Source organism: Embleya sp. NPDC059213 (assembly GCF_042754445.1).
Taxonomy (GTDB): domain Bacteria; phylum Actinomycetota; class Actinomycetes; order Streptomycetales; family Streptomycetaceae; genus Embleya.
Genome location: NZ_JBHZAV010000136.1, coordinates 1 through 25590 on the forward strand (window position 1 = coordinate 1; position 25590 = coordinate 25590).

Consider the following 25590-nt stretch of genomic DNA (forward strand, 5'->3'; position numbering starts at 1 on the left):
GGAAGACGCCGGGACGTGCGCGCTGGTGCGGGGCCCCGCCGCGACCCGTCGGTCAGCCGCTGACGCTCTCCCGGCCGTTTTCGATGTGGCCGGCCAGGCGTCGGCTGAAGCCGTCGGAGCCCTCGATCGTCACCGTGACGTCGTACCAGCCGTCGGCCGAACCCGTCGACCAGTGCACCGTACGGTCCCGACCCGGCTTCAGGGTGATCGTACGCTCACGGTCGGAGCAGCCCTGACCGTAGGCGTTCGGGGTGAGCTTGAAGGTCACCGACTGGCGGCCGTGGTTGGCCAGTTCCAGATCCAGCACCCGGCCCGTGCCCCGGATCCGCGAGGTGACCTCGACGCCCGCCGTCGCGGTGGCGCCGGCGAACTCGCGGCGGAAGCCGTTCGGGCCCACCAGCGTCAGGTCGTAGCGGTCGCCCTTGAGCGCGATCGTCTCCGAGCGCCGCCCGCGCACGTCGTAGTGCTTGGGCTTGGGCAGGTCGCCCGTGTACGGGAACAACTGGAGATGCACGCTGGACTGCCCGCCGTTGGCGAGGTCGAGCGTCAGCGTGCGCTTCCCCGCGTCCAGCCGGGCGGACGCGTCCGGCTGGTACGGCAGCGGGCGAGCCGGGCGGCGACCGCGCTCGGGCTCGGGCAACTTCTGGTCGGCGGGCGGCGTGGGCCGCCAGCGCGAGGTGAACGCCGGGGCCGGGGCCGGGCGCGGCGGTACGTGCGAGCGGCGGGCCCGATCGAAGTCGAAGACGCCGGTCAGGTCACCGGAGACGGTCCGTCGCCACTCGCTGATGTCCGGCGCGCGCACCCCCGTCCAGGTCTCCAGGAACCGGGTGACCGAGGTGTGGTCGAAGATCTCCGAGGAGACGTAGCCGCCCACGGTCCACGGCGACACCACCATCATCGGCACGCGGGCGCCGAACCCGATCGGCAGGCCGTTGTAGTACTCGTCCTGGACCCCTTCCGGCGGGCACGGCGCCGGCACGTGGTCGAAGAAGCCGTCGTTCTCGTCGAACGTCAGCAGGACGACGGTCGAGTCCCAGATCTCCCGGTTCGAGGCGATCGCGTCGAGCACCTGGTAGGTGAGTGTCGCGCTGGCGGCGGGCGAGGACGCGCCCGGGTGCTCGGAGTCGGCCGCCGAGGGCACCAGGTAGGACACCTCGGGCAGGGTGCCCGCCGCGATGTCGGCGCGCAGCGAGTCCGCCAGCGAGTGCGGCCGGCCGCGACGCAGACCCCGCTCGTACAGCTCCCGGTCGGCGGCCGGCAGCGCGGCGACGCCCTGCTCCAGCTTGGCCAGCAGCGGTTCCTGCTCGGCGGCCGGCAGCTTGCGGAGCTTGCCGTAGAACTTGTCCAGGCTCTTGAAGTCGCCGGCGGCGGCCAGCGCCTTGCGGGCGACCTGCTTGAAGGAGACGTAGAACTCCAGGTTGTTGTCCTGGTAGTTGTCCCACTCCTGGTAGACCTTCCAGGACCGACCCGCACGCTGGAGCTGCTCGGCGTAGGTGGTCCAGGCGTAGCCCGCGTGGGTGTCCTCGGAGTAGGCGGCGTTGTCGATCGCGCGCCGGGTGCTGCTGCCGGGCTCGTAGCCGGTGTAGCCGCTGACCAGGTAGTTGCGGTTGGGCGACGTCGAGGACGGCAGCGCGCAGTGGTACGCGTCGCAGATCGTGAACGTGTCCGCCAGCTCGTAGTGGAACGGCAGGTCGGCGCGGTCGTAGTAGGCCATCGTGGCGGGCGTCTTGGCGCCGATCCAGCCGTCGTTCCAGCCGTCGTTCCACGCCTTGTGGCCGCCGTCCCAGCCATGGTCGAGGTCGCCGATGTACTGGAGGTCCTTGGACGCCTCCTGGGCCGCCTTGCGCACCGAGAACGGCAACACGCGACCGGCGGGGCCGCCCGGCTGCTCGAACACGGTGTGCCCGTCCCGCAGCCGGATCGCGTTGTGGTCGCCGAAGCCCCGGACGCCGCGCAGCATGCCGTAGTAGTGGTCGAACGACCGGTTTTCCTGGACGAGCACGACCACGTGCTTGATCGCCTTCAACCCGCCGCGTCGGGGCGGGGAGGCGAGGGCCTGCTGCACGGACGGCGGCAGGAGCGAGCCGGCGACGGCGAGTCCCGCGCCGCCCGCGCCGAGCTGGAACAGGCGGCGGCGGGACACGCCGGAGGGAGGCTGGGGGGAGGCCGACACGAAGTGCCCTTTCGGATGTGTCCGTGCGAGGGGTTCGCACGGAGGTGGTGCTACGGGTGTGCCGAGCCGCTCGCACGCGCCGCGGTGGGTCGGGCGTGCGGCGGTGTTCCAAAGTGCGGAAGGTTCGGACGAACGCAGTTCATCGCTCCGCCGTCGACCGGGGAGCGGATCACGGGTGACGGGCAGGCAAACTTCCGCCACCGCGCGGGGCACGGTCGCGCTGCGTACCCGGGTCGTCCGGGTGCGACGCGGCCGGGCCCGGTCTGCCTGCCTCGATGGGCACCGCGGGCGGGAACGTGTCTACGGTCCGGAGCCGATCGCGTGCAGCGCGGCCCGCACCGGGGGGACATCGACCGTGGGGACGGCGAGTTCCCAGTGGCGATCGGCGCCCTGCACGGCCACCAGGCGAAACCGGAGCCTGTCGATCGTGTGACTTCCCGGGCCGTCGACCGGTCGCACCCCGTGCACGTGGAACGGAGCGGCCAGGACGACGCCTTCGCCGGGTCGGCGGAGGGCTCGAAACCGCAGCCACACCGCCGGTGCGGGCGCGGCGGGATCGAGAATCGGCATGCCTTGCCGAAAGCGGCCGTCGTCGCGACTGAACGCGGCGACGGCGCGTGCCTCTCCGGCGTTCCAGGCGGCGAGGTCCGCCTCGGCGCGGGCCGAGGTGTCTCCGGTGAGCAGTTCGAGCATTCGCTTCGGATTTCGGATCAGCTCCGAAAACGTCTGCGTGCCCGCCGCCCGACACACGTGTCGTTCCATCGCTGCCCCCGGCGCCGGAACCCGATAGGGCACAGACGGTACCTCGCGGCCACGGCCGGATGTCCGGAATTCGGCGGATGCCGGTGCGGCCCGCGTCGGTCACAGCGAACGACGAGGCCACAGCCGGTGGGCCGGGACCTCGTCGGTCGAGGAGCGGGGGGTGGGGCTAGGCCGGCGCCGCATCCGGAGTGGCGGCGGCTGCGGCCTTGGCCGCTGCCTGGAGGGTCTGTACGGGGGTGTTCGTGCGCAGGGCTTCGACGTAGATCAGTGCGTCCGGGGCGATTCGGGCGCGCAACTCGCCTTCCTCGATCCGGGCCTCGGTCAGCCAGCCGTCCGTGACGAGGGTCTCGGCGGCGGTCGTCACCCGGTCGGCCGCGGTCGCGGTGAGGTCGGTGAGGAAGGCGACCTCCACCCGGGCCTCGCCGTTCGCGTCCGAGTGGGAGGTGATGCCGAGTGCGGCCAGCCGTACGTGCGCGGGTTGCTTGCGCAGCTTCTTGTGCGAGATCAGCCGGGCCACCCAACCCGAGGACCGGGTCCTGGGCAGCTTGCCCAGGGCGAAGCCCTCGGCGCCGGGGACACCGCACCCGACCGGGTCCTCCTCGGTCGCCAGCAGGTCCTCGACATCGACGGTGAGCCAGCCGGACGCGGTCAGCTCGCCGACCGCGAGTTCGGCCTCCTTGCCGCACACGCCGCGCAGGTCCGGCCCGGTCAGGTTGGCCACGCCGGAACCCACCCCGCGCAACAGGCAGACCAGCGCGAGCAGTCGGGCGACCGGCGCGGTGCCGGGGGCGGTCCGGCCGATGTAGGTGAGCGCGCCGCGCACCGGCTCGCCGAGGCCGCTCACCGCCCAGTGCCCACCGGGCTCCGCGCCCGGACGGGCGCTTTCCCACGGGATGCCGCGCTGCTGGGCCAACTGCTGGAGGGTGGTCTCGTACGCCCGGTGGGCCCGGTCGGCCTCGGCCCGGACCAGGCCGGTGCCCAGCGGATAGGGCGCGTCGGCCCACAGGGTGAGTGCGGCCGCCTTGCGTTTGGTCAACTCCGCGACGACGGTCAGGTCGGCGACCCCGCCCGCCTGGTGCGCGCGGAACCCCTCGACGATCGAGGTGAGTTCGGTGAGCAGCGGCTCCGGCAGGCCGGGTGGCACGGTGAGCACGCCGAAGCGCTTGAGGCCGGCCTGCTCGCCGCCCTTGGGCAGCTTGGGCTCGCGCGGCCGGCGGGCCTCCTTCGACGACCCCGGCTCGGGCGCGGTGCGCGCGCCGCGGGTCGGCGGGGCGGCGGCCGGCGCGGCGACCGGTGCGGTCGGCTCGCGCAGCTCGGGCAACAGCGGCGAGGCGGGGCGCGGCAGCGCGGGTGCGGGCTCCGCGGTGTCCCGGCCGGCCACGGACACCTGGATGGGCCCGTCCAGGCCGACCACGCCCAGGGGCGGGGACAGGGCCAACAGGCCGCTGTCGACCAGGTCGCCGGCGATGCTCATCGCGCTGCGCGAGCCGATCGTGCGGCCGTTGGGGCCGGCCAGCCCGGCGACCTCGCGGATGGTGATGCTCTGCCCCGCCGCGGCCGCCGCGGCGAACAGTGCGAACACCCGCAACTCCACCGGGGCCATGCGGTTCACATCCATCGAGCCGACCCGGGCGGCACGCGTCTTCAGAGGCATGTCCCCCTGTCTACCGCACCGGGCCCGGCCCCGAAGCCCCATTCGGCCCCAACACCCGAAAGGACTAACGAACACGACGTTAACGATCCGGAAATCGGATCGATTACGTTCGTTCCGGGGGTTGTTGTGGCGAATCCCCGCCGAAACCCCGTGCCGCGCCCCGGTGTTCCGGCGCCTCGCCGAGTTCCGGTACGTCCGCCACCGACCCGACGCACGCACCGATTCACCCGCCCGCCAGACCCACCCCCGCCAACGCGAACCGCACCGTGTGCGCCGCGTCGTCCGGCGTCACCGCCGTGCCGGCGCGCAGGTGGTCGTGCAGCGTGGCCAGGGTCAGCCGGTAGACCGCGAGCGCGTCCGCCGCCGGTTCCCGGGTCGGCGCCGCGGCCAGAACCTCGCGCAGCGGGCGGACCATCGCCTCCACCGAGTCGCGTTGTTCGGCGGGAAACAGGTCGGCCAGCCGGTCCTGGTGCGCGACGAACGGGCGGGTACGCGCGGCGGCGACCGGATCGCCGGCCTGCGCGAGGACCCCCTCGATCCAGGCCGCGACCTTGCCCGAGGCGTCGGGGGCGGCCGACATCCGGCGGTCCAGGTAGTCGGCCATCCGCCGCCGGCCGTCGTCGAGCAATGCGACGAGCAATTCGTCCTTGGATCGGAAGTGCCGGTAGAACGCCTGATTCGACAACCCGGACTCGCGCATGATGTCGCGCATCGTCGGATCCAGGCTGCCGGTGCGCTCGACCACCCGGTAGGTCGCGTCGACCAGCCGCCGGACCTCCTCCTCGTACACCGCCCAGCGCGCCGCCAGCGGTCGGCGGACCGCATTGCCCATCAGACCGGCGGAGTTCGCCGCCGCTTCGATCCCGTCCACCGGCGATCCCCACCTTCGATCCGCGCTGCTCTTGTTTGTCGGAACGCCGCATCCTACTATCCGGAACAACGTTCTGGGCCATCCGTACCTGCACTGTGCCGAGCCGCCCGGCCGGTCGCGAAGGGGTCTCCATGCAGCGTGAGGTTCTACTGACCGGGATCGGCGGCCAGGGCATCCAACTCGCCACCGCGCTGTTGGCCGCCGCCGCGGTGGCCGAGGGCCGGCACGCGATGTACTTCGGGTCGTACGGCGGCATGATGCGCGGCGGCAACTCGGACACCACGCTGGTCCTGGGCGACGACCCGATCGAGAGCCCGCCGACGATCGGCTCGGCCTGGTCCGCCCTGGTCCTGCACCCCGCACACGCGAGCGGCGTCTACTCGCGGCTGCACGACGACGGCCTGCTCGTGCTCAACACGAGCCTGTGCGATCCGGTCGACACGCCCACCGTCGGCCGGCTGGTCCCGGTCCCCGCCTCGGAGTTGGCCGCGAGCAGCGGCAACACCTCGGCGGTGACGATGATCGCGCTCGGCGCGTACGCCGCGGCCACCGCGGTGGCCGGCCTGGACACGCTGCTGGCCGAGGCCGACCGGGTGTTGCCGCCGTACCGGAGGCAGCACGTCGAAGGCATCCGCGGCGCGCTGCGCACGGGCCACGCGCACGCCGGACCGGCGCTGCGGGCCTGGCCGGTGCACGCATGACCGCGCGCGGGTCGAACCCGGGGCCCGAGGAGCCGGTGCTCAGCAAGGGCACCCTCGTCATCGACGTCGACGCCTGCAAGGGCTGCGACCTGTGCATCGACGCGTGCCCCGCGGGCGTGTTGCGGATGACCGTCGAGGACGTCAACGACCGCGGCTACCGCTATCCGCAACTGCTGCCGGGGTGCATCGCCTGCAAGGCGTGTTCGGCGATCTGCCCCGACTTCGTCTTCCAGGTCTATCGCTACGACGAACCCCGCGACGAAACCGGAGGCACCCGCGGATGAATCCGACCGGTTCTCGGCCACCCGTACTGCCCGGCTCGGCCGCCATCGGCGAGGCGATGATCGCGGCCGGTTGCCGGTTCTTCGCCGGCTATCCGATGACGCCGTTCACCGAGGTGCTCGAACACATGGCCGCCCGGCTGCCCGAGGTCGGCGGGGTCTGCGTCAACGCGGAGAGCGAGTTGGAGGCGGTCGGGATGGCGTGGGGCGCCGCCGCCACCGGCACACCGGCCGCGACCGGGTCGACCGGGCAGGGCCTGTCGCTGATGCAGGAGTCGCTGGCCGAGATCGTGTACGCGCGGTTGCCGCTCGTGGTGCTGAACATGGCCCGCGCGCAGGGCGACTACTTTCAGGCCACGCGCGGTGGCGGGCACGGCGACTACCGGCACCTGGTGCTCGCGCCGTGCGATGTGCGCGAGGCGGTCGAGTTGACCCAATACGCCTTCCACCTGGCCGAGTTCCGGCGCAGTCCGGTATTGGTGATGGGCGACTACTACCTGGCCCACACGCACGTCTCGGTCGACGTCCGGCCGCGCGACTTCGGCCCGCTGCCCCCGCGGGACTGGGCCCTGGACGGCTCGACCGGCGGTACCGGCGCGGCCAGGCTCGTCTCGCCGCTGTCCGACCGCAAGCAGCGGTACGCCGGCGATCGCAGCGACGCCGGCTACGACCTGGCCGAGTTCTACACCCGGCACGGCGCCGCGATGGAGCGCATGGTCGCCGAGACCGAACCCCGCGCGGAGACCGGCTTCCTGGCCGATGCCGAGGTGGTGGTGGTCGCGTACGGAACGCCGGCGCTGTACGTGCGCCAGGCCGTCCGCGACCTGCGGGCGCTGGGCCTGCGGGTCGGCTACGTACGGCCGATCACGCTGGTGCCGTTCCCGAGCGAGATCGTGCGCGCCGCGGCGACGGGCGCGCGGGTGGTGGCCGTGTACGAGAACAGCGGAGGACAGATGGTGGACGACGTACGCCTGGCCGTGCTCGGCGCGACGCCGGTGCGCTTCATCGGCCGACTCAGCCTGGATCCGTCCGGCTTCGGCATCGCGCCCGATCTCGACGTCGGCGCGATGCGGCGCCGGATCGAGGCCGCGTTCGGTCCGGTCGACGAGGGGTCGACGGGCGCTCCGGCGGCCGGGGCCGGTCCGGTCGGCGAAACCCGGCGGGATCCGCGATGAGCGCCGGAACGCCGGCGGCGAGCCCGTCCGGCCCGCAGCCCGCCGGGCGCCGCGAGTTGCCCGTCCTGACCACCACGGCCGCCGCGCCCACCTGCGGTGCCCGGCTCGTGCACGACTTCACCCCCGACCTGATCGACGTCGGCGCGCACCACCTGTGTCCGGGCTGCGGCGAACCGATCGCGATGCGCTCGATGGTCGAGCAGGTGCAGGAGGTCGACCGGGTCACCAAGGCGATCGCGGTGTTCGGGATCGGCTGCTACACGGCCTACTCCAACAACCTCGACATCGAGGTGCTCCAGGCCCTGCACGGCCGGGCCCCGTCCCTGGCGACCGGCGTCAAACGTTGCCGGCCGGACACCCTCGTGTTCACCGTGCAGGGCGACGGAGACATGGTCGACGAGGGCCTCCAGGAGGTGCTGCACACGGCGGCACGCGGCGAGAACGTCACCTGCTTCATGCTCAACAACGGCGTGTTCGGCGAGACCGGTGGGCACATGACCGCCACGACCGTGCTGGGACAGCGCACGAAGAACACCCTCGGCGGGCGCGATGCGGCCCAGCACGGCTATCCGATCCGGCTCGCCGACCTGATCGCCGGGCTCGACGGCGCCGCGTACGTCGCCCGCGGCGCGGTCGACGACATCGTCAACATCACCCGGACCGCCCGGATGATCAAGAACGCGTTCCGCACCCAACTGCGCGGCGACGGCTTCTCGTTCGTGGAGATCCTGACCATGTGCCCGACCGGCTGGTTCGTCGACACCGCCGCCGCGCCGGAGTATCTGGCGAAGACCCACGCCGCCACCCACACCCTCGGCGTACTGAAGGACCGGAGGACCACCGCGTGATCGACGCGTCCGAAAGCCGCGGGCCGGCCCCCGACGCCCCCGAGGCGGCGCCCATCGTCGTCGGCATCATGTACCCGGCCGGGTGGGACATCCGTCCCGCGCACGTGCTCGCGGCCGACCTGGACGCGGTGCGGGCCCTCGATCCCCGGCTGGAGATCGTGGACTGCCGTTACGTCGAGCCCGAGGGGCTGCGCACCGCACGCGGCCGGCCGGGCGCGGCGGACCGGCCGGAACTGCGCGACCTGGCACCGGTGTTGACCGCCGAGCAGCGCGACCTGCTGGCCCGGGCCGAGATCGTCCTGGTGGCCGATCTGCCGTTCGACGTGGCGGATTTGGCGCCGAGGTTGCGCTGGGTCCAGAGTTGTGCGGCGGGCAACGGGCAACTGCTCTCGGCCGGGCTGCCGAGCGAGCGCATCCGGCTGACCACGGCGGCGGGCGTGAACGGCGCGCCGATCGCCGAGTTCGTCTTCGCCCGGCTGCTCGCCTTCGTCAAGCGGCATCGCGACCTGGACGCGCTCCAGCGCGCGCGGCGCTGGCAGCCGACCTTCGGCGGGTCGATCCAAGGCGGCACGTTGGGGCTGATCGGCGTCGGCGGGATCGGTTCGCAACTGGCGCGCCGGGCCAAGGCGTTCGGGATGACGGTGCATGCGACCCGGCGGCGGGTGCAGGTGCCCGCCGAGCACGTCGACCGGCTCTTCCACCCGGACGACCTGCACGAGATGTTGGCCGGTTGCGACGCGGTGGTGTCGGCGGCGCCGGAGACCGCGGACACGGTCGGCACGATGGACGCCGCCGCGTTCGCCGCGATGCGCGAGGGCGCGTTCTACTGCAATGTCGGGCGCGGCTCGTTCGTCGTCGAGCCGGACCTGATCGCGGCGCTGCGGGCCGGCCGACCGGGCGGCGCGGCGCTGGACGTGGTCGCGACCGAACCGCTGCCGGCCGACGACCCGCTGTGGGATGCGCCGAACCTGTACCTGTCCGCGCACTGCTCCAGCGCGGCCCTCGAACACTTCACCGAGGTCTTTCGGCTCTTTCGGGACAACCTGGCCCGGTATCTCGCGGGCGAGGAACTGCGCAACCGGGTGGACGCGCAGGCGGGGTGCTGAACCCACCCATTCACTCACCTTCACCGGAGGCAGTTCGCATGAGCGACGAAATCGCACCCGTCGGGGACGAGCCGGCCGCCGAGCGCACGCTCGGCGGGATCGGTACCCGCGTGTTGTTCGAGGACGACAAGGTCCGGATCTGGGAGCTGGAACTGGCTCCGGGCGCGCGCAGCGACGCGCATCGGCACGAATTGGACTACTACCTGGTCCAGATCGCGGGCGACCGGATCGCGGTCGAGCCGGAGCCGGACAGTCTGGGGGAGTACCGCGAGTACTTCGCGGCGGACGTGGTGCCCGGCGTGGTGGTCCCGATGCGGCGCGGTGGCGTGGAGACCGCGGTCAACGTGGGCGAGCAGCGCTATCACGAGATCATCGTCGAGCTGAAGGACCGCTGAAGGGGGCGTGGCGATGGCGCGGGACGGTCTGGTGATCGGTGCCGTGTTCACGGGCGCGGCCCGGGCCGTCCCGGATCGGCCGGCGGCGGTCCTGGGGGAGGACGTGCTCACCTTCGGCGAACTGGACGCGGCGGCGGACCGGATGGTGGGTGCGCTGCGCGGCGTCGGCGTCCGGCGGGGCGACCGGGTGGTGTGTTGGAACCGGACCACGCTCGACGTGTTGCCGGTGTTCGTGGCGCTGGCCCGGATCGGCGCGGTCCATGTCCCGCTCGGCCCGGCCCTGTCCGTCGACGAGGCGACCGCGACGGCCCGGGTGGCCCGGCCCGTGTTGCTGATCGCCGACGACACCGTGCCGGGGGCGACGGTGGGGGCCGCGATCGGGGTGGCGGTGGTCGGGCTCGGCGGGTCGGCGGGTCCGACGGGTGGCGCGCCGACGCCCGAGGGCGCGACTGCGCCCGATGTCGCCGAGGGGCCGGGCGAGACCGACCCCCACGTAATCTTCTTCACCTCAGGCAGCACCGGCCGCCCCAAGGGCGTGATCCTGTCCCACCGCACCAACGTGCTGCGCACGCATCCCGGTTCGCAGCTCGAACCGCGCGGCGCGATGGTGTGTCCGTATCCGCTGTTCCACATGGGCGCCTGGACCATCGCGCTGCAACAGTGGCAGGCGCGCGACACGGTGGTCCTGGTCGCCAGGGCGGACGGCGCGGAGATCGTCGCGGCCGTGCGCCGACACCGCGCGACTCGGCTCAACTGCGTGCCGGCGGTGTGGCAGCGAGTGCTGGACACGCTCGCGGTCGAGGGCGGCCCGGGGCTCGCCGGCGGCACGCTGGAGACGTTGCGCTTCGCCGACACCGGGACGTCCCGGACGCCGCCGGAGTTGCTCGCGGCCATCGCCGAGGCCGCGCCGAACGCGGTGCTCCGGGTCTTCTACGGCTCGACCGAGGCGGGCAACGTGGCCGCGCTCGACGGCGTGGACGTAGCGCGCAAGCCCGGGAGTTGCGGTGTGCCCGGCCCGTTCCAGGAGGTCGAACTCGGCCCGGACGGCGAGGTGTGGGTGCGCGGACCGCTGCTGTTCGACGGCTACTTCGACGACGAGGCGGCCACGCGTGCGGTGTTGCGGGACGGCCGGTACCACACCGGCGATCTCGCGACGATGGACGCCGAGGGGTATCTGAGCATCGTCGGCCGGGTCGGCGAACTGATCCGCACCGGCGGCGAGGCGGTCGCACCGGGGGAGGTCGAGGCGGTGCTGACGCGGACCGACGGTGTTCGCGAGGCGGCCGTGGTCGGCCTGCCGGACGCGACCTGGGGCGAGCTGATCTGCGCGGTGGTGGTGCCGAGCGATCCCGCGAATCCGCCCGACCTCGCCGCGTTGCGGGCCGGCTGTGTGGGGCGTCTGGCCGCGCACAAGCACCCCCGCCGGGTGGTGTACGTCGACGAGTTGCCGCGCACGCCCGCGACCGGCCAGGTGCTGCGCCGGCGCCTGGCCGAGCGGATCACGGCGGCGGCGGTGGAGGCGGGGCCGGCTGCGGTCGCGTCGATCGCCGACAATCCCGCCGGATCGCGCTGAGCGTTTCGCTATGCTCGCGGGGAACGGTCGATCGACGGGAAACTCCGCCGCACATCGGGTGGTTCGGGGGCGCGATGACGAACGGAAACGAGCCGCAGGGGCCCGGTGGGCAGGTACCGCCGTGGACTCCGCTGGACGACTTCTTGCTCTACACCTGCGATGTGGTCGCCGACGTGATCGAGGACCGCGTCGCGCAACGGCCGCCGGTGCCCAGCCCGATCCGGCTGGATCCGGGCGATCGGGCGCTGGCCACGGGCCAGGCGGAGCGGTTCACCATGCGGGCGGCGGGCGACGGCAGCTACCGACACAGCAACATGTTCGTGTTGGGTGGCCCGGCGTTCGTGGTCGGCGCGCTGGCGGCCAACGCGATCGGCAACAACGTCCGGCGCAACAACGCCGCCCGGGACGCGCAGCCGCGCTGGATGCCGGACGGCTTCGGCGAGGCCACGGTGACCCTGCAACACGTGCGCCTGGTACATCCGATCGCGCCGCTGTCGTTGTACTGGAACGGCCTGGACGCGGTGGACCTGCCCGGTCCCGGCGTCTTCCAGGCGTCGTTCCAGGACACCTACGGCAACGGCTACATGAGCATCCGGCTGCACTCCGGGTGGGCCTCGCTGATGTTCGCCCTGGCCGCGCTCGACTCCTTCCCGGCACACCCTCGACTGCTCGCCGGCACCTGGCTCCCACCACACTTCGAACACCACGCCGCCGTGCACGGCCGCTACTGCCGCCCGGCGGCGAGATTGGCGACGCACCGGGCAGGTGGCTGAAGCACCACCGGCCGCCCCGGGTCCGCGCTCTGCTCCATGGCCGAGCACCCTCGTACGAGGCGCACGAGGCGGATCGGCCGGGCAAGTTGCCGACCGGCCGGCATCTGCGCCGGCCGGCCGAGGAGCAGCTCGGCCGCAGCCTCCCGCAGCATCACCCTCGCCATCGTGCGCCGAGCCACCGCGCAATCGGCCCACGAATCCGCCTGGTCTCGACAGCCGTAGCTCCTTACGGCGGTCGGGTGGTTCTCGGGAGGGTCAGATCACGTCCGGGCATTGGTAGCTCGCGTTCGGCCGCTCACCGGCCGGGTGGGCGGTCACGAAGTTCAGATGGACGCGTGCACCGGAATGGAAGCGGATGACCATGCCGTGACTGATGGCCCCGGCCTGTTCGGAGAACCGTTGCGTGATCTCGGCAACCTCACGACTACCGGAGCCGACGATCACCGATGCGATGAAGGTCTCCAGGTCGGTGACGCGTACCTTCGCTCCGTCGATCGGACCGGACAACTCGATCGGGGCGGACTGTTCACCCTCGACAATCGCCTCGGGCTCGCCGTATGCGTCGCCGGGTGCCGACCGTGCCGTGATCATCATCTCGACCGACCCGCCACCGCGCAGGGTGACCAGCACGCCGTAGGCCCCACGGTTCGGTGTCCGGCCGCCCCCGGCAGCGGTGCGCGTCCGTACGGCCGCGACGGCTCTGGAGGCGGCGACCTGCTCACGCAGGAACATCTCGAACCTGGCCGGGCGCATGAGGGATCCTTTCCAGGGACTTCGGGAAGTCCATGTCGGTTCGAGCGGTTCGAGCGGCTCAAGAGATTAATGTGGTTTGTCGACCGGTGGGCAGGGTCGGTGATCAGGCTGTGGTCGTCGGGGTCAGGCGGTGGATGACGTCGCGGTCGGCGATGGCGGCGCGGAGGCCCTCGCTCGCGAGCCAGTGGGCGAGGCGGGTGTGGAGTTCGGCGGCCTGGTCGATGGTCAGGCCGGTGATCGGGATGGGGCCCAGGCACAGGCGCGGGTCGGGCGGGGTGACGATGGGGATCAGGTCGGGTCGATGCCGGGCAAGGTGGTGGAGAAGCACGAGCCGGTGGTGTTCCTGGACATGTGCGATCACGCCGGCCTCCCCGTGGGCAGGCGCCACCAACACCCGCAACCGCAGCCCGAACCCGTCCCGCACCAGGCGCGCGCGTCCGGGCGTGGCCTCGTCCGGATGCCCGGGCCGCAGCAGCGTGTGGGCAAAGTCGCCCGCCTCGACATCGGTCAGGTGCACGGTGGCCTGATCGGGCTCATCCTCGACGGGATGCGTCCCGAGCGAAAAGAAGTCCACCCGCCACACCCCGGGCCCACAAGGCGTAAGCCGAACACTCCATGCGGGCAACGCCACAACGGGGAGCCTGGTGTCGGTGTCGGTGTCGGTGTCGGTGTCGGTTTCGGCATCGCGGACGGTGTCGGGGTCGACATTGGTCACGGAGGCTCCAGGGGTGCGTAGGGGGGCATGGGCTCGGTGGGTACCGGCACCGACATCGGGACGGTTCTCCCGCCGGAACGCCCGGGTGACGTTCTGTTGTCGTGCCCACGAGCCTGCCCGCCGGCGCCTAACGTGAATAGATGATCGGCCGGTACGGGTATATCCGTAACTTTTCCGGCCTCGCCCGTAACTGTGGGGCTCAGCCGGTCGCATGGACGTAATTGCATCGACCGGGAGGCGAATGACGGTGTCACCCAAGTCACAACGCGTGAGTGCGGCGCACAAACTCTTCGGGAGTCAGGTTCGGTTCTATCGAAAGAAGAAGGGTCTCACGCAGCAGGAACTGGCCGACGCCGTCGCTCAGTCCCTCTCCCTCATCCACGCGATCGAGTGCGGACGGCGTCCCGCGCTGACGCCTCTGCTGGTGGATCTCGACAGGGAACTCGCCACGGACGGGGCACTTCAGGCGGCGGCGGCCTGCCTGGTCGGTGAGAAGGCCGTGGCCGAGTTCTTCGCCGATACAGCCGAGTGGGAAAGGAATTGCGTCTCCGTCGACTCCTATCAAAACGCCCTCGTTCCAGGGATGTTGCAGACTGAGGACTACGCCCGCGCCGTGCTCGGCGCAGGTTGCCCGCCGTTGGAGGACGACGACATCGACATCCAGGTCCACGCCCGACTGGATCGCCAGAAGTTGCTGACGCGGAGGCCCACGGCACTCTGTAGCTATGTCGTCGAGGAATCCGTCCTGCATAGACCCATCGGCGGGAGGGACGTGTTGAAGGGGCAGTTGACTCGTCTGCTGGAACTCGGTGCGCTGCGCAACGTCTCGATTCAGATCATGCTCACGGCCTGCCAGGAACACGTGGGACTGGACGGCCCGATGCTGCTGTTGGAGATGCCGGACGGCGTGCATCACGCATACATCGAATCGCAGGCGGGAGGCGAGGTTGTGGCCGGCCTGGAGCAGATCCGAGTCCTTCGACAGCGGTATGGAATCATCCGAGCGCAGGCGCTCACGATTGCCGACTCCCGAGCGCTCATCGAGAAACGGGGAGGAGAGCTGTGAATCCAACGATTCGTCCGGCGTGGCGCAAGAGCAGCCACAGCGGAACCCAGGGCGGCGACTGCGTCGAGGTCGCCCTGCTGACCACCTCGGTCGGCGTCCGTGACAGCAAGGTCGACGGGTCGCCGATCGTCGACACGAGCACTGCGGCCTGGGCCGCATTCCTCGACGTCGAACGCTGAGCAAGGTGCGGTATCCGCGCGGCGGAGTCTCTTCGGGGGTCGTGGCAACACGTGCCCCGGGTGGGTCGCGGGTTGGTTGTGCAGGCGCTCGGCCGGGGGCTTGCCGGTCGAGCCCCTGCCGCCGTCGGCGGGGAATCGGACGAGTGCGACTCCCGGACGCCCCGGCCGTGTTCGCCGGCAGTACTCCCTGGAGCAGGCTCCGGCCCGGGACCGGCGGCAGTGCCACCGGGTCGACCTCCGGGCACCGCGACTGCGCGATTGTCGGGGTGCGCGTGATTGCGGTCGGCCCATGTTCCGCGCGGCTATCCTCCAGGGGATGCCACTGCGCCAGTACGCCTACTTCGCGTTGTACAGCCGGTACACCTCGGCGGCCGACATGACCGTCAGGCTGGGCATCGGTCCCGACGAAGCAACGGTTCGTGGCAGCCGGTTCACCAAGCCGACGGTGGTTCCGGTCGACCACTCGTGGAAGGTCGTCTGTCGGGAACCGGGTCTGTGTGTCGACGAGCAGATCGCCCGCATTCTCGACCGGCTCCGGCCCCACACGGACCGCATCTGCGAACTCGCCCGCCACCTGACCGGCACCGGCGGCGGAGCGGTACTCCAGGTCGTGCGCTACTTCGACGACGACGACGACCGAGCCGAGCCCGGCGCCGCGGATGCCCCCAACCTCTTCGGTTGGCATCTGGACCGCGAGGTCCTGGACTTCCTCCATGCCACCGGCGCCGAGCTCGACGTCGACGAGTACGGCATGACCGGGGACGAGGCCGCCGGTTGAGGCGTGGGTCCTTACTCGCCCGGGCGAACGAGGCGTACCTCGACGGCTCGACGGCAGCATCGGGAAGCCGGCACGCCGACCGCCCTCGGCGAGGGTTGCCACCTCGCCTCGGGACCCACCGGGGTCAGGTGAGGGCGGGGTCGGTGAGGTCGAGGGTCAGGAGATTTCTCCAGTCGTTGACGAAGATGGCGCTTGTTCCTTCGTAGCGCACGCCCATGAACGGGTTGGAGTCGAACATGGCGGCGACCCACCGCAGGCGGCGGTCGGCGTCGAGACGGGCGAGGTAGCCGATGTTGCCCATTCCGGCGCCGCCGCCGGACAGCCGACCCGACCCGTCCGGCAGCGCGCTCTCGAAGTAGGTGTCCACCTCGTTGGTGCCGCCCTCCTCGATGGCCCGGGCCACGTCGAGCGGGTCTCCGAGGCGGAAGGGGATCGGCTGTCCGGCATCCGGGTGGTAGGCCCCGGGGCCGTCCACATGGAGTTCCAGGCCGGTGTCGTCCGGCCGGTACAGCCCGTCCCACAGAGGTATCTCGCCGGCCGTCCACAGCCGCTCGATCATGCCCACGACCCCACCCTTTCGATTCGGCGGCCGGCTGGAGACGACCGGGAGCCCGCACAGCCCTCGACGGCGCATCGAACAGCCGGGACGGGGTCACCACTTCCGGCCGACCGCCGGTTGCCCACCGCGTGTTGCCGACGTTAGCCCGCTGTCCGAGGGCATGGCCCGGCGCCGCCGCCGACCCGGCGGGATGGGCGGCGGAGCCGTTCGTGCGCGCCGGAGATCCGCCGTCCCCCGGCGCGCACGGGCGATGCCACGGCTGCTTTGTCAGCCCTGCGCGGTCGTCGCCGTCGCCGTCGCCGTCGCGTACGAACCCAGCAGGGTCGCATCGTCGCGGACGAGGTCGGCGGCCAGGCGGGTGCCGAGGTCGCGTTGGAACTCGCGGAACGCGGGCAACTCCGCGAGGCCCTCGCCGTCGACGACGTGGACGAAGGTGACGCCGTCGGTCAGCCGGAAGCTGCTGTACCGCAGGCCGGGCGGCGCCGTGCTCTCCAGTTCGGCGAAGACGTTCTCGATCAGGCGCTGGTTCTCCTCGGCCGCCTCGGGCCTGGTCCGGTAGCGGATGACTGCTGTGGTCATGGGTTCGGGCTCTTCTCGCTCGATTTCGCTGTCACCGACTTCGACAACGCGAAACCCGCGAACTCATCGCAACGAGTGTCAGGCCCACCACGCCCACCACGCCCACCACGCCCACCACGCCCACCACGCCCACCACGCCCACCACGATTACTTCGCCCCTCCGCAGTTGTCGGTACCGATGAGAGCGGACTTCTGGAGGGACCTTCGTGAGCAGCAGGGAACGCACGACCGTCGAGCAGCGCTGGGTGCTGGGCCTGACCGCGATCGGCTCGGTGATGGTGGCACTCGACGCGCTGGTGGTCGCGGCGGCACTGACCACCATCAGGCAGGATCTCGGCGCCTCGATCGAGGAGTTGGAATGGACGGTGAACGCCTACAGCCTCACCTTCGCGATGTTGTTGCCGGTCGCGGCCGCGATCGGTGACCGGTGGGGTCGGCGTCGGATGTTCGCGACCGGCCTCGCCATCTTCTCCGTCGCCTCGATCGCGTGTGCGCCGGCGACCTCGGTGTCGTGGCTGATCGCGGCCCGTGTCCTCCAGGGCATCGGGGCCGCCGTCGTGATGCCCCTGGCGATGGGTCTGCTCGGCGCCGCCTTCCCGCCCGAGCGTCGCGGCTGGGCGATCGGCATCTTCAGCGGCCTGACCGGCCTGGCCGTACTCAGCGGCCCGATGGTCGGCGGCGCCGTGACGGAGGGCCTGGCCTGGCAGTGGATCTTCTGGATCAACGTGCCGGTCGGCGCGCTCGCCATCCCGCTCGTGCTCCGCAGGATCCCGGAGAGCCGAGGGCCGGCCCGCCGAGTGGACGGCCGCGGCGCCGTCCTGATCTCGTCGGCCGTCCTCGGCATCGTCTGGGGCGTGGTTCGCGGCCGAGCGGCCGGCTGGGCCGGCGTCGAGGTGCTCGGCTCGTTCGTCCTGGGCGCGCTGCTGCTCGCGGCGTTCGTGGCCTGGGAGCGGCGCGCGCCACAGCCGATGGTGCCGCTGTCCTATTTCCGTACCCGGGCGTTCTCGGCCGGCAACGCGGCCGGCTTCTTCCTCACCGCCGCACTCTTCGGCGCGGTCTTCTTCCTCGCCCAGTACATGCAGACCCTCTTCGGTTCCGGACCGATGGAGGCCGGCCTGCAACTGTTGCCCTGGACCGCCACCCTCTTCCTGACGGCACCGATATCCGGCCGCCTGGTGGACCGGATCGGCGAACGCCCGCTCGTGGTGGCCGGACTGGTTCTGCAAGCCGTCGGCATGTTCTGGATCAGCCTGGTCACCGACGCCTCGGTCCGCTACGTCGAACTGTTGCCTGCGCTGATCGTGGCCGGCTGCGGTGTCTCGATGGCGATGCCGGCGACGCAGAGCGCCAGTGTCGGAGCGCTGCCCCGCGAAGCCGTCGGCATCGCCTCCGGCATCTACAGCATGATGCGCCAACTCGGCGGTGTCGTCGGAGTCGCCGCCCTGGCCACCGTGTTCGCCGACGCCGGGGGCTACGCGTCGCCGACCTCGGCGTTCGCCCGGGCCCTGGCCGGGTGCGGCGTACTGTCGCTGCTCGGCGCACTCGCCGGACTCGGCATCGGGGCTCGGCGCACCCCCGGCCCGGCGGGTCCGGCCGGTTCGGCGCCCCGCCGGGAGTCGGTCGAGGAGGCGGTATGAACCTGGAAGACGAATTCGCGCGACACCGGGGCGAGTTGATCGCGCACTGCTACCGCATGCTGGCATCGCGGCACGACGCGGAGGACGCGGTACAGGAGACGTACCTGCGGGCGTGGCGAGGGTTCGCGGAGTTCGAGCAACGCTCGTCGATCAAGACCTGGCTGTACCGGATCGCCACCCGGGTCTGCCTGAACGCGCTGAAGCACAGCAGCCGCCGGATGGTGCCGTCGGCGCTGGGCGCGCCCGGTACCGACCCCGACGACCTGGAGTCGCCGGCCGCGGAGGTGACCTGGTTGGAGCCGTTCCCGGATCTTCTCTCGAACGCCGATCCGGCCCTGGTCGTGGAGACTCGGCAGAGCCTCCGGTTGGCGATGATCGCCGCGTTGCAACACCTGCCGCCACGCCGGCGCGCGGTGTTGATTCTGCGCGACGTCGTGTCGTGGCGGGCGTCGGAGGTGGCGAATCTGCTCGGCACGACGACGGCGGCGGTGAACAGCTCGCTCCAGCGAGCCCGTGCGGAACTCGCCCGACTCGCCCCGGAGGAGGACCAGTTCGCCGAACCGGACGAACCGGCACGCCGCGCGCTCCTCGATCGGTATGCGCAAGCCTTCGAGCAGGCCGACATGGCGGCCCTGGAGAGTTTGCTGACCCAGGACACCCGCTGGGAGATGCCGCCGATTCCGACCTGGTTCGACGGTCGCGCGAGCGTATTGCGGCTGCTCGCGGCGAAGCTGCGGCCGGGTCCGGGACAGCGGATCCTGGTCGAGACGTCGGCGAACGGCCGGCCCGCGTTCGCGATGTACGTCCACGGACGGGACGACGCGTTCCACGCACACGCGATCCAGGTGCCGACGGTGACCAAGGCGGGCATCTCGGCCGTCCTCGCCTTCCACCGAGCGGACCTGTTCCCGTCCTTCGGCCTGCCGATCGTCAGGGGTGCGGCGTAACGATCCGCGGTCGCGCGGAGCCGCTGCCCGGCGGGTGACCGTGGCGCGGCCTCGGGTGTTCCTCGACCGGCCGGGGCCGACCGTCCCGGGCCGTCGCCGTCGTTCGCCGCGCCGTGCGCCCACGCGTCGCTTGCAGAAACGGAACCATGTTCCGTATGGTTCCGGAATGCGGTTCCGTTTTGGTGATGCTGCCGAGACGGGACCGGCAGGCAAGCCATGCACCGCACCACGCTTCACTCGCAATGAGGAGACACGGTCATGCAGTACCGCACCTTGGGCCGCACCGGCGTGCAGGTCGGCAGCCTCGCGCTCGGCGCGATGAACTTCGGCAGGATCGGGCGCACCACCCAGGACGAGACGACCGCCATCGTCGACGCCGCCCTGGAAGCGGGGATCAACCTGATCGACACCGCCGACGTGTACAGCGGCGGCGAGTCGGAGGAGATGGTCGGCAAGGCCATCGCGGGCCGCCGCGACGACATCGTGCTCGCCACCAAGGCGACCATGCCGATGGGCGACGAGCGCAATCGCCGAGGCGGCTCGCGTCGCTGGCTGATCACCGCGTTGGAGGACAGCCTGCGTCGGCTCGGCGTCGACCACGTCGACCTCTACCAAATGCACCGGTGGGACCCGAACACCGACGACGAGGAGACCCTGTCGGCGTTGACCGACCTGCAGCGCGCGGGAAAGATCCGCTACTTCGGTTCCTCGACCTTCCCGGCCCACCGCATCGTGCAGGCCCAGTGGGCGGCCCGCGAGCACCACCTGAGTCGGTACGTCGTCGAACAGCCCAGCTACTCGATCCTGCAGCGCGGGATCGAGGCCCACGTGCTGCCGGTGACCGAAGAGTACGGGCTCGGCGTGCTGGCCTGGAGCCCACTGGCCTCGGGCTGGCTGTCGGGCTCGATCCGTGCGGGCAGTGAGATCACCACCAGCCGCTCGACGTTCATGCCGCAGCGCTTCGACCTCACCATCCCCGCCAACCGGGCCCGGCTCGACGCCGTCGAGCAACTGGCCGGCGTCGCCGCCGAGGCCGGCCTGACGATGATTCAGCTCGCGCTCGGCTTCGTGACCGCGCACCCCGGTGTGACCAGCGCGCTCATCGGCCCCCGTACCCCGGCCCACCTGCACGCGCAGCTTGCCGCCGCCGACACCACGCTCTCGGCCGACGTACTCGACGCGATCGACGCGATCGTCGCCCCGGGCACCGACCTCGCCGCACACGAGAAGAACGACACCCCGCCCGCACTCCTCGACCCGTCCCTGCGGCGCCGCTGATCGCCCCGGCTGCAACCTCTCGCGTTCGGGTGGTGCCCGCGTGGGATCCGGAGCGACGTCGCCGCGTGCGGATCCGGTGGCTCGCGCGGACGGGCATGGCTCAGAGCGGGGGGTTGCGGCCCTGGCCGGGGACGGATCGTCGCGGTGGTCGGGTCAAGGTGATCTGGCGTACGAGTTGGTGCAGGCAGGCCGTGGTCGCCACCGCGGGAAGGATGGCGACGACGATGCCCTGGAGGGTCATGGGGGCGTGGGTGAGGGACAGCGCCATGGACAGGCCGGCGAAGGCGACGACCACGATCCACGAGTGCAGTGCCCGGCGACGGTGCAGGCTGGAACGCAGAATCGACAGCGAGGCCACCACCCACGGCCCCTGGACCAGGACGGGCCACCAGCGGGCCGGGCCGGCGGGCGTGTCGGCGGTGTGCCGCATCGGTGCCAGGGCGATCAACGCGGCGAGCACGCTGATCGTGGCGACCAACACGACGCTGACCACCACCATGGAGCGGCTGAGCCGGTCCAGTCGCCGAGCGCCGGTGATCGGGAGGGCGGTCTCCGGGGGGCGCCGGCGATGACTGCTCGGTCCCCGGATCGGGGTCGGCAGTTCGACGGTGGTGGGGGCGTCGTCGATCGGGCCGGCCAGGAGTCGGGCGAGGTCGGCCTCGAACGCCGGATCGCCCACCACCGCGAACGACGGGGAAAGCCCGTCCGGTGACACCGCCGTGTTCGCCGTCGGCCACTCCGCCACGTCGGGAGGCGGTGCGGCGCCCGGGGGGAATTGCCTGGCGGGCGGGAGATACGGGTCGTATCCATAACCTTGATACATATGCTTGATTCATTCATGTGATAGGGGGTCTTGGGATGCCGAATACAACATTTCGGATGCCGAATACAACATTTAAATTGTCGACGGTGGTCCTGAAATTCAGGACTGTGGCTCGTCCAGGACGTCGTCGAGGCGGCGCGAGTACTCGGCGGCGATCAACACCATCGTCAGGGCGAACTGCTCCATGTCGGCGGAGCAATGACGAAGCGGGACGCGCTGCCCCGCACGCTCGATGAACGCGTGCGGGGACCGTTTGCGGAACGTTGCCGCGCGAGGGGTGAGGACCCAATCCCCCATGGGGAAGGCGCGTTGGGCGAGCGTGGGAGGAGCCACGGCGGAGGTGGATGCGCGGGGAGTCACGCCCGGGTAACGACACACCCTCCTGGTTGGATCTGCTCCGAATTGGTGAACAACCACCCGGATGCGCGTCCCACTCGACTGCGCTCGTGCTTTTCCGAACACCGGGGCGACGGATCTTTCGCCGCCGAGAGCGCGAATTCCGTGCCGTTGCAGGGAAGATGGGCCGTTCGCCGACGGAGTCTTTACTTTCGTAATGGACAACTCACGGGTTGGTAAAGATTCGGAGTGCCCTCCCGTCGGCAGTCCTATCTTCCGCCGTGCACATATTCGGCTGGAATCCTTGTCACCCCGGCCGCGCCCCCGAGAACTTCGCGCCGACCCTCTCGTGCCGTTCGGCCGTCAGGACGGCTGGACTTGGTCGAAGAGGGCCAGGGCGTCGGCGGGGTCCGGGCTCACGAGGCGGTCCAGCCCGGCCGTGGTGATCTTCGCCCACTTGCCGGCCCGTGCCCACATCTGTTCCTCGAAGGCGCGGACGGCCTCGTCCGGATCTCCCTGGCAGGTGGCGATGGCCTCGGCGAGTTCGGCGCCCTCCAACATCGCGAGGTTCGCGCCCGCCCCCAGCGGGGGCATCAGATGCGCGGCGTCGCCCAGGAGCGTCACCCCGCGGACGTGGGTCCAGGTGTGCGACACGGGCAGGACGTACAGGGGGCGGTGCACGAAAGTGCCGCCGCGGTGGAGGAGTTCGAGGACGGGAGCGGCCCAGCCGTCGAATCGGGCCAGCAGACTCGATCGCACGGCCTCGGCGTCGGACAGGTCCAGGTTCGCGTGCCAGTCCAGCGGCGCGCGGAACTGGGCGTACACCTTGACGTGGCCGCCGCTGTTGCGCTGGGCGACGAGGGCTCGGTTCACGCCGTACACGGCCACGGAACCGTCGCCGACCAACCGGGCGAGGTCGGGATGGCGGGTGTCGACGTCGTCCAGGGAGGTCTCGACGAAGGTGACGCCGGTGTAGTGCGGCTTCACCGACGAGAGTGCCGGGCGGACCCGGGACCAGGCGCCGTCCGCGCCGACCACGAGGTCGAACGTCTCCTGTCGGCCGTCCGCGAAATGCACCGATACGCCGTCCTCGGTCCCCGGCACCACCCGGGTCACGCCCTGCCCCCACCGCACGTCGAGCGGGCCGAGCAACAGGTCGCGGAGTTGCCCGCGGTCGATCTCGGGATTGGCCCGGTCGTCCGGACCCGGTGGCCAGTCGCGCAGGACGGCTCCGGCGGTGTCCAGGATGCGCATGGCCTGCCCCTCGGGACGGGACAGCACGTCGAACTCCGCCGACAGCCCCGCTTTGTCCAGCGCGAGTCGGCCCAGTCCTTTGTGCAGGTCCAGCGTGCCGCCCGGGGGGCGGGCGTCGGGGGTGGGGTCGCGTTCGAGGATGGTGACGGGATGACCATGGCGATGCAGCACGCGGGCGAAGGTGAGGCCGGCGGGACCGCTTCCGACTACGGCGATTCGGTGTCTCATGTCGATACACTGTATTTCCACGATACGTTGCATCGCAACAGTGCGGTGCGTCGGATCGATACGGTGTCCTGGATCGATACGGTGTCCTGCATCGGTACGGTGCCTTGCATCGGTACGGTATGGCCATGACTGTGTGGGACCGGCCGGAGCCGCCGATTCGCCCCGTACCGCTCGACCGGGAGCGGATCGTCGCCGCCGCCGTCGCGCTGGCCGACGAGGGCGGGCTGGACGCGGTGTCGTTGCGCAAGGTCGCCGCGCGGCTGGACGCCGGCCCGATGCGGCTGTACGGATACATCTCCACCAAGGAGGAACTGTTCGACCTCATGCTGGACGAGGTCCACGCCGAGATCCTCCCCGAGGAACAACCCGGCGACTGGCGGGAGGCGCTGCGCGTCCTCGCCCACCGCACCAGGCAGGCCGCTCTCCGGCACGAATGGCTGGCCGACCTGCTCGGCGGTCGCCCGACCCTGGGCCCGAACGGCCTCGCCGTGGCCGAGGCCACGCTGGCCGCCCTCGACGGCCTCGCCGATGTCGACACCGTCATGCGCGCCGTGGAGACGGTCGGCGCCTACTACACCGGCGCGATCAGGCGCGAGGTCGCCAACCTGCGAGCCGAGCGCGCCACGGGGTTGTCCAAGCACGACTGGCAACGCGCCTTCGGCCCACATCTCACCAGGATGTTGGCCACGGGCCGCTTCCCGGCGTTGGCCAAGGCCGTGTACGACGGCACGGATGTGGACGCGGAGGCATCGTTCGTGACCGGCCTGGACTGGGTCCTCGACGCGGTGGCCGCCAAACTCACCGTGCCACCGGCCTGACGTTCGGCTCGCGCGGAAGGTGAGCGGGTCGGTGTCGGTGTCCACCGGCCGTCAGTGCTTCAGCTTTCGCCACCCACCGGCCCGGTTGTTCGCGATGATCTGCTTGAACATCGCGGTGAGGGCCGGCGCGTTGATGCTTTCGCCCTCGCGCACCGCCACGGTGCGAGCGGTCTTGTTGTCGTGCCCACCGGTGATGATCCCCTCGGGATCCGGGACGATCGCCCCGTCGTAGAGGAACACGTTGACATGGTCCTTGGCCGCCAACAGCGCACAGATGTTGCCCTGAAGCACGAAGTACGGCCGCACGGTGCGCTTGATGGTCTCCACCACCTCCGGATCCGCGCCGTGCACGAGATCCCGCACCTCCCGACAGACGGCCTGCTGCCAGTCGGGAAGACCCTCGATGTAGTCGTCGACCCGCGAGTCGGTGTCATACGTCATGACCCCGCACGCTAGCCGACCCCTCCCGCAAATCCCCCACAACGCGCGCGAGATGCTCACGCCCTGCGGATGCCGGCGCCCGGCCTGCCGGGGCGGCGACGCGGGCTGCTCGACCTGCCGGCCCGCCGGGTTACGGCCTGATTCGAGTTCGCGACGCCCGCTCGGGCGGCCTTCGTCGGGTTGTCACGGAGCGCGGACCCTGTTCTTCCGCTGGGACACCGTCGTCGAGTGCCTTCTGCTCGTCGTCACCACGATGCTCGACCACGATCGTTATGACGGCACCGTCTTCACGCGGGAGGTGGTCCGTACCGACGGCGTCCGCCTGAAAGCCGCCGGCGTGTATCGGGACCCGCGCCAAGGAGGCAGCCCGAACACCCCCGTCGAGCCGGTGCAACGGTACGCCGCGCTCGGCCCGCTGATCGACGAACACGTGGCCCGAGCCCTCCTGCCCGCCGCCCGGGCGACGCTCGGCGCCGGCAAGACGCTCGCCTTCGGCCGGATCACCATTTCCGCCGCCGGCGTCCACGGCAAGCAGGGTGTGGTGCCCTGGGCACGGATCAGCCACGCGGAGGGGCGGCTTCGTGATCATCCGGCGCTTCGAGGCAACCCGACCCGTGGCCACCCAGGAGGTCGGCTTGACCCCGAACCTGTCCCTGTTCCTGATGCCGGTCGACGCCTACCGGCACGGTGCCGGGCCCGCGCCGAGGTGACGGCGACCGTCGGTCGGTCCGAAGTCGCCTTGTGGTCAAGTGCGTTCGCGGCGTCGCCGGCGGCGGGGCGCAACTGCCCGCGCAGGCGGCGCCGGAGTCCCGCGTCGCCGTCGTGGTCGACCGTGCATCCACGGCAGGGGTGCCATCGATCTCAGGCGCAACAGTCGCAGTCGGGAC

The 25590-nt window shown here is 71.2% G+C and carries 29 protein-coding genes; 17 read left to right on the forward strand and 12 right to left on the reverse strand.

Annotated elements, in window-relative coordinates; translation table 11 throughout:
- Nucleotides 1–52 precede the first annotated feature (52 nt).
- The 4 genes from ACFXMF_RS34740 to ACFXMF_RS34755 form a co-directional block, all read right to left on the reverse strand.
- Nucleotides 53–2173 (reverse strand): phosphocholine-specific phospholipase C, encoded by a 2121-nt coding sequence (locus tag ACFXMF_RS34740; RefSeq protein WP_380020961.1) that lies wholly within the window; start codon nt 2171–2173, stop codon nt 53–55.
- A gap of 300 nt (nt 2174–2473) precedes the next feature.
- On the reverse strand, nt 2474–2935 hold the full coding sequence (locus ACFXMF_RS34745) for a hypothetical protein (RefSeq protein WP_360319133.1): 462 nt from the start codon (nt 2933–2935) through the stop codon (nt 2474–2476).
- A 166-nt stretch (nt 2936–3101) separates the two neighbouring features.
- Nucleotides 3102–4589, reverse strand: coding sequence for a hypothetical protein (locus ACFXMF_RS34750; RefSeq protein WP_379990288.1), 1488 nt, complete (start codon nt 4587–4589; stop codon nt 3102–3104).
- A 223-nt stretch (nt 4590–4812) separates the two neighbouring features.
- Complete coding sequence (locus tag ACFXMF_RS34755) at nt 4813–5460, reverse strand: TetR/AcrR family transcriptional regulator (RefSeq protein WP_360319129.1); 648 nt, start codon at nt 5458–5460, stop codon at nt 4813–4815.
- Between the two features lie 131 nt (nt 5461–5591).
- On the opposite strand from ACFXMF_RS34755, the gene ACFXMF_RS34760 reads away from it, so the two are divergent.
- The 8 genes from ACFXMF_RS34760 to ACFXMF_RS34795 all read left to right on the forward strand — a co-directional run bounded on the left by ACFXMF_RS34760 (nt 5592) and on the right by ACFXMF_RS34795 (nt 12312).
- Nucleotides 5592–6161, forward strand: a complete 570-nt coding sequence (locus tag ACFXMF_RS34760) for a 2-oxoacid:acceptor oxidoreductase family protein (protein ID WP_379990289.1) — start codon at nt 5592–5594, stop codon at nt 6159–6161.
- Nucleotides 6158–6445 carry a 4Fe-4S dicluster domain-containing protein gene (locus ACFXMF_RS34765; RefSeq protein ID WP_360319125.1) on the forward strand — a complete coding sequence of 96 codons (288 nt, stop codon included), beginning with the start codon at nt 6158–6160 and terminating at the stop codon, nt 6443–6445. The genes ACFXMF_RS34760 and ACFXMF_RS34765 overlap by 4 nt, the downstream gene beginning before the upstream one ends.
- Nucleotides 6442–7617, forward strand: a complete 1176-nt coding sequence (locus tag ACFXMF_RS34770; protein ID WP_379990290.1) for a hypothetical protein — start codon at nt 6442–6444, stop codon at nt 7615–7617. Before ACFXMF_RS34765 ends, ACFXMF_RS34770 begins: the two co-directional genes overlap by 4 nt.
- Nucleotides 7614–8465, forward strand: coding sequence for a thiamine pyrophosphate-dependent enzyme (locus ACFXMF_RS34775; protein WP_360319121.1), 852 nt, complete (start codon nt 7614–7616; stop codon nt 8463–8465). Before ACFXMF_RS34770 ends, ACFXMF_RS34775 begins: the two co-directional genes overlap by 4 nt.
- On the forward strand, nt 8462–9571 hold the full coding sequence (locus ACFXMF_RS34780) for a D-2-hydroxyacid dehydrogenase (protein WP_360319119.1): 1110 nt from the start codon (nt 8462–8464) through the stop codon (nt 9569–9571). The genes ACFXMF_RS34775 and ACFXMF_RS34780 overlap by 4 nt, the downstream gene beginning before the upstream one ends.
- Nucleotides 9572–9609: 38 nt before the next feature.
- Nucleotides 9610–9966: a hypothetical protein gene (locus ACFXMF_RS34785; RefSeq protein WP_379990291.1), complete on the forward strand. Its 357-nt coding sequence runs from the start codon at nt 9610–9612 to the stop codon at nt 9964–9966.
- A 13-nt stretch (nt 9967–9979) separates the two neighbouring features.
- Complete coding sequence (locus tag ACFXMF_RS34790) at nt 9980–11539, forward strand: class I adenylate-forming enzyme family protein (RefSeq protein ID WP_379990292.1); 1560 nt, start codon at nt 9980–9982, stop codon at nt 11537–11539.
- 74 nt (nt 11540–11613) lie between these two features.
- Nucleotides 11614–12312, forward strand: coding sequence for a hypothetical protein (locus ACFXMF_RS34795; RefSeq protein WP_360319113.1), 699 nt, complete (start codon nt 11614–11616; stop codon nt 12310–12312).
- Nucleotides 12313–12567: 255 nt separating this feature from the next.
- Here the strand turns inward: ACFXMF_RS34795 and ACFXMF_RS34800 are convergent, their stop codons facing one another.
- The gene (locus tag ACFXMF_RS34800) at nt 12568–12942 is read right to left on the reverse strand and encodes a hypothetical protein (protein ID WP_379990293.1); all 375 of its coding nucleotides are present in this window, start codon (nt 12940–12942) and stop codon (nt 12568–12570) included.
- 226 nt (nt 12943–13168) lie between these two features.
- Nucleotides 13169–13780, reverse strand: a complete 612-nt coding sequence (locus tag ACFXMF_RS34805) for a hypothetical protein (RefSeq protein ID WP_379990294.1) — start codon at nt 13778–13780, stop codon at nt 13169–13171.
- 268 nt (nt 13781–14048) lie between these two features.
- Between ACFXMF_RS34805 and ACFXMF_RS34810 the strand changes: the two genes are divergently transcribed.
- From ACFXMF_RS34810 to ACFXMF_RS34820, 3 genes are all read left to right on the forward strand, one after another.
- Nucleotides 14049–14846 (forward strand): helix-turn-helix domain-containing protein, encoded by a 798-nt coding sequence (locus tag ACFXMF_RS34810; RefSeq protein ID WP_379990295.1) that lies wholly within the window; start codon nt 14049–14051, stop codon nt 14844–14846.
- Nucleotides 14843–15025 (forward strand): DUF397 domain-containing protein, encoded by a 183-nt coding sequence (locus ACFXMF_RS34815; protein WP_379990296.1) that lies wholly within the window; start codon nt 14843–14845, stop codon nt 15023–15025. Before ACFXMF_RS34810 ends, ACFXMF_RS34815 begins: the two co-directional genes overlap by 4 nt.
- A gap of 316 nt (nt 15026–15341) precedes the next feature.
- A complete protein-coding gene (locus ACFXMF_RS34820; protein ID WP_379990297.1) occupies nt 15342–15803 on the forward strand; it encodes a DUF4279 domain-containing protein in 462 nt (153 codons plus the stop codon).
- Between the two features lie 124 nt (nt 15804–15927).
- On the opposite strand, the gene ACFXMF_RS34825 is transcribed toward ACFXMF_RS34820, so the two are convergent.
- Both ACFXMF_RS34825 and ACFXMF_RS34830 read right to left on the reverse strand, forming a co-directional pair.
- Nucleotides 15928–16362 (reverse strand): hypothetical protein, encoded by a 435-nt coding sequence (locus tag ACFXMF_RS34825; RefSeq protein WP_379990298.1) that lies wholly within the window; start codon nt 16360–16362, stop codon nt 15928–15930.
- A 267-nt stretch (nt 16363–16629) separates the two neighbouring features.
- On the reverse strand, nt 16630–16941 hold the full coding sequence (locus ACFXMF_RS34830) for a hypothetical protein (protein WP_379991179.1): 312 nt from the start codon (nt 16939–16941) through the stop codon (nt 16630–16632).
- Between the two features lie 206 nt (nt 16942–17147).
- Here ACFXMF_RS34830 and ACFXMF_RS34835 point away from each other — a divergent pair, with 206 nt between their 5' ends.
- The 3 genes from ACFXMF_RS34835 (at nt 17148) to ACFXMF_RS34845 (ending at nt 20803) form a co-directional block, all read left to right on the forward strand.
- The gene (locus tag ACFXMF_RS34835; RefSeq protein ID WP_379991180.1) at nt 17148–18578 is read left to right on the forward strand and encodes a DHA2 family efflux MFS transporter permease subunit; all 1431 of its coding nucleotides are present in this window, start codon (nt 17148–17150) and stop codon (nt 18576–18578) included.
- On the forward strand, nt 18575–19525 hold the full coding sequence (locus ACFXMF_RS34840) for a sigma-70 family RNA polymerase sigma factor (protein ID WP_360322758.1): 951 nt from the start codon (nt 18575–18577) through the stop codon (nt 19523–19525). Before ACFXMF_RS34835 ends, ACFXMF_RS34840 begins: the two co-directional genes overlap by 4 nt.
- 258 nt (nt 19526–19783) lie before the next feature.
- Nucleotides 19784–20803, forward strand: coding sequence for an aldo/keto reductase (locus tag ACFXMF_RS34845; RefSeq protein WP_379991181.1), 1020 nt, complete (start codon nt 19784–19786; stop codon nt 20801–20803).
- A 100-nt stretch (nt 20804–20903) separates the two neighbouring features.
- On the opposite strand, the gene ACFXMF_RS34850 is transcribed toward ACFXMF_RS34845, so the two are convergent.
- From ACFXMF_RS34850 to ACFXMF_RS34860, 3 genes are all read right to left on the reverse strand, one after another.
- A complete protein-coding gene (locus ACFXMF_RS34850; protein ID WP_360322754.1) occupies nt 20904–21548 on the reverse strand; it encodes a DUF2637 domain-containing protein in 645 nt (214 codons plus the stop codon).
- Nucleotides 21549–21725: 177 nt separating this feature from the next.
- Nucleotides 21726–21959, reverse strand: coding sequence for a hypothetical protein (locus tag ACFXMF_RS34855; RefSeq protein ID WP_360322752.1), 234 nt, complete (start codon nt 21957–21959; stop codon nt 21726–21728).
- 366 nt (nt 21960–22325) lie between these two features.
- Nucleotides 22326–23444: an NAD(P)/FAD-dependent oxidoreductase gene (locus ACFXMF_RS34860; RefSeq protein ID WP_360322750.1), complete on the reverse strand. Its 1119-nt coding sequence runs from the start codon at nt 23442–23444 to the stop codon at nt 22326–22328.
- Between ACFXMF_RS34860 and ACFXMF_RS34865 the strand changes: the two genes are divergently transcribed.
- On the forward strand, nt 23367–23573 hold the full coding sequence (locus ACFXMF_RS34865) for a hypothetical protein (RefSeq protein WP_379991190.1): 207 nt from the start codon (nt 23367–23369) through the stop codon (nt 23571–23573). The genes ACFXMF_RS34860 and ACFXMF_RS34865 overlap by 78 nt on opposite strands.
- On the forward strand, nt 23570–24262 hold the full coding sequence (locus ACFXMF_RS34870; RefSeq protein ID WP_360322748.1) for a TetR/AcrR family transcriptional regulator C-terminal domain-containing protein: 693 nt from the start codon (nt 23570–23572) through the stop codon (nt 24260–24262). The genes ACFXMF_RS34865 and ACFXMF_RS34870 overlap by 4 nt, the downstream gene beginning before the upstream one ends.
- Nucleotides 24263–24313: 51 nt before the next feature.
- Here ACFXMF_RS34870 and ACFXMF_RS34875 read toward each other — a convergent pair whose 3' ends face one another.
- Nucleotides 24314–24703: a DUF1801 domain-containing protein gene (locus ACFXMF_RS34875; RefSeq protein ID WP_379991183.1), complete on the reverse strand. Its 390-nt coding sequence runs from the start codon at nt 24701–24703 to the stop codon at nt 24314–24316.
- 253 nt (nt 24704–24956) lie between these two features.
- On the opposite strand from ACFXMF_RS34875, the gene ACFXMF_RS34880 reads away from it, so the two are divergent.
- Nucleotides 24957–25590: DUF6585 family protein (locus ACFXMF_RS34880; RefSeq protein ID WP_380020963.1), on the forward strand; the 634-nt coding region annotated here is incomplete at its 3' end.